At 33.9% G+C, this 2693-nt stretch carries 2 protein-coding genes; both read left to right on the top strand.

Features of this window, described 5'->3' with window-relative positions:
• Window positions 1–832 (top strand): helix-turn-helix transcriptional regulator (locus tag B2S90_RS02820; RefSeq protein WP_286696515.1); only part of this gene is annotated, 832 nt, incomplete at its 5' end.
• Window positions 833–948: 116 nt separating this feature from the next.
• Window positions 949–2693, top strand: a 1745-nt coding sequence (locus tag B2S90_RS02815; RefSeq protein WP_286696514.1) for a dienelactone hydrolase family protein, incomplete at its 3' end; no start/stop codon positions are given.

Raw genomic sequence — 2693 nt, 5'->3', positions numbered from 1 at the left:
ACCAATGATTCAATATGAAAAAATAAACGATGATTTAAACTTGCCTATAAAACTCATACGATTTGAAGGAGACATATGCGAACCTATTCATAAACATTGGCATAATAGCCTTGAAATCGTATTACCTATATGTAATGGAGAATATGGCTGGGTTGATGGAAGATACTATAAACTCTACCAAGAAAACAATAGGCCTTTCATAATAAACTCTAGAAGCATTCACGCCTTTGAATCAGGAAGACCTAAACCCTATATAGGTTTAGCATTACAAATCAATTATCACTTCCTAAAAGAAGTTTATCCTGAAATAGATCATATATACTTTAAACAGCCGGATGAAGAAGTAGGCACGTTGATTAAAAAACAGATTTTTCTTATAAATGAATACTATGAAATGGATAGTAACCATAAAGATTTACTTATCTATTCTGCTTTATATCATTTGATTTATTTACTAGTAGAACACCTTTCTATAGAGAAGAAAGATAAAGTAGAATTAAAGAGTGAAAAGAATAAACGTCGCATTACTTCTATTATTAACTATATTGATAATAACTATCAGGAAGATCTAACAATAGAAGTACTTTCTGATGTATTTCATCTATCAGAAGGACATCTTTCTAAACTCTTTAAAGAAAATCTTGGTATGACAATAAAAGCCTATATATCTCAGACACGTGCAAAAGAAGTAAGACAAGCTTTACTTAATTCTGATCTACCACTTATTGATATTGCGATTATGTGTGGATTTCCCAATGTTAAATCAATGAACAAAGTATTCAAAGATTTGTATCATTGTACCCCTAACCAATTTAGACATGACTGTAAGTAAATACAGGGTTATTCCTGTATTTTTTAATATACAAATATGTGAAAAGTGACCTAATTATATTAGTTTTTTACCTAAGTAAAGCGCTTTCATTTATTATAATTATTTCTATAGGAGGAATGAAAACAATGAATAATGGTAAGAAAGCAATGAGTTGCTTGGTAAGTGCCATGATGGTCATGTCCATGACAAACTTACCCGTTCTAGCAGCAGGAACGAATGAAGCAACAGGTACACAAAAAGCTTACCTAGTTGGTGATGACTGGGGAAGTGGTGTAACTAAGTCAATTATGACTTTAGACAAGACAATCAAAGCAGATTCTGTTTCTAAGGGAGACTTTAAAGTAGAACAGACTGCAGGTGAAACAACTACAACACGTACTATTGTAGATGCTTATACTTCTAATGCGAATGGAGATAAAGTAACTACAGACTCTAATATTGTGACTGTTGAAATGGCTATTTCACCAAGCGAAGGAAGTCCATTTATATGGGATGGTAGTGCTTGGCGTAATAACTGGGCTAACCCTTATAAGTTAAATGTATCAATTGTAGAGGGGGAAGATATCAAGACTGCAACTGATACAATTACTAAAGTAACAGTAGATCCTACAATTGATATTGTAGGTGATGGAAAGATCTGTCCACAGTTAGATGGATTCTCTTTCAAGGATAATAAATACAGTTCTCTAAAGTATACTGATAATGGAGATACAGTGTCTTATTCACTTTATACTCCAAAGAAAGATAATCATAAGAATGCTTTAGTTGTATGGAACCATGGTATTGGTGAAACAGGTACTGATGTACAGATTGATTTATTATGTAATAAGGTGACTGCATTAGGTGGTACTGATTTCCAGAAGACTATGGATGGTGCCTATGTATTAGTTCCACAAAGATCTTGGCGTACTAAGACTTCTACTGTATATAACTTAATCCAGGAAACATTAAAGGCTAATCCTGATATTGATCCTGATAGAGTAATCATTGGTGGATGCAGTGCTGGTGGTAAGTTCACTATGGATATGATTATTGATTATCCAACAGCATTTGCGGCTGCTTATCCAATCTGTGCAGCTAAGAATAGTAAAGATGTGTCTGATGAAACAATCAACACTCTAAAGAATCTTCCAATCTGGTTCATTCATGCAAAGAATGATACAACAGTAAATTATGAAAATACGACTGCTGCATTAGCTCAAAGATTAAGAGCTGCCGGTAATAAAGAAGTTCATGTTTCAGCATTTGAAGATGTTCATGATACAACAGGACGTTTCACTGATGAAAATGGTCAACCACATCAGTATGATGGACATTGGTCTTGGACATATTTCGATAATAATGAATGTTATGATGAAAATGGTGTCAACTTATGGAAATGGATGGCTAAACAGACTAAGGCTGAAACAGTTACTGCAAAAGGAACTCAGAAAGCATTTGTAACTGGTGAAGACTGGGGACCTGCAGTTAGAAAGACTGTTGTAAAACTTGATAAGGCTGTTGATTCTACTTCTGTAGATGCCTCTAACTTAAAGGTTGTAGAAGAAAAGAATGGTATTCTTAACTGGGCAACTGGTGAAGAAGGTCTTGTTTCAAGTGATAGAAAAGTCACTGCTGCTTATACTTCAGATGATAAAGGTAATAAAGTAAATACTGCATCTGAATATATTACTATTGAAATGTATGTATCTCCTAGTGATGGTTCACCATTTATTTATCGTCCATCAACTGGATTTAATAGCTGGTGTAACCCTTATAAGTTACATGTATCACTTGCAAGTGGTGCTACTTTAACTGCTGGGGAAGAAGAAATCAATAACTTAGATGTTGTTGCAGACATTGATGTAGAAAAAGAAGGTAA

Origin of the sequence: Catenibacterium sp. UBA627 (assembly GCF_002299355.1) — a bacterium.
GTDB classification, from domain to species: Bacteria; Bacillota_I; Bacilli_A; order Erysipelotrichales; family Coprobacillaceae; genus Catenibacterium; species Catenibacterium mitsuoka.
Note: the sequence above shows the minus strand (reverse complement) of the source record. Positions and strands in the feature narration are given on the sequence as shown.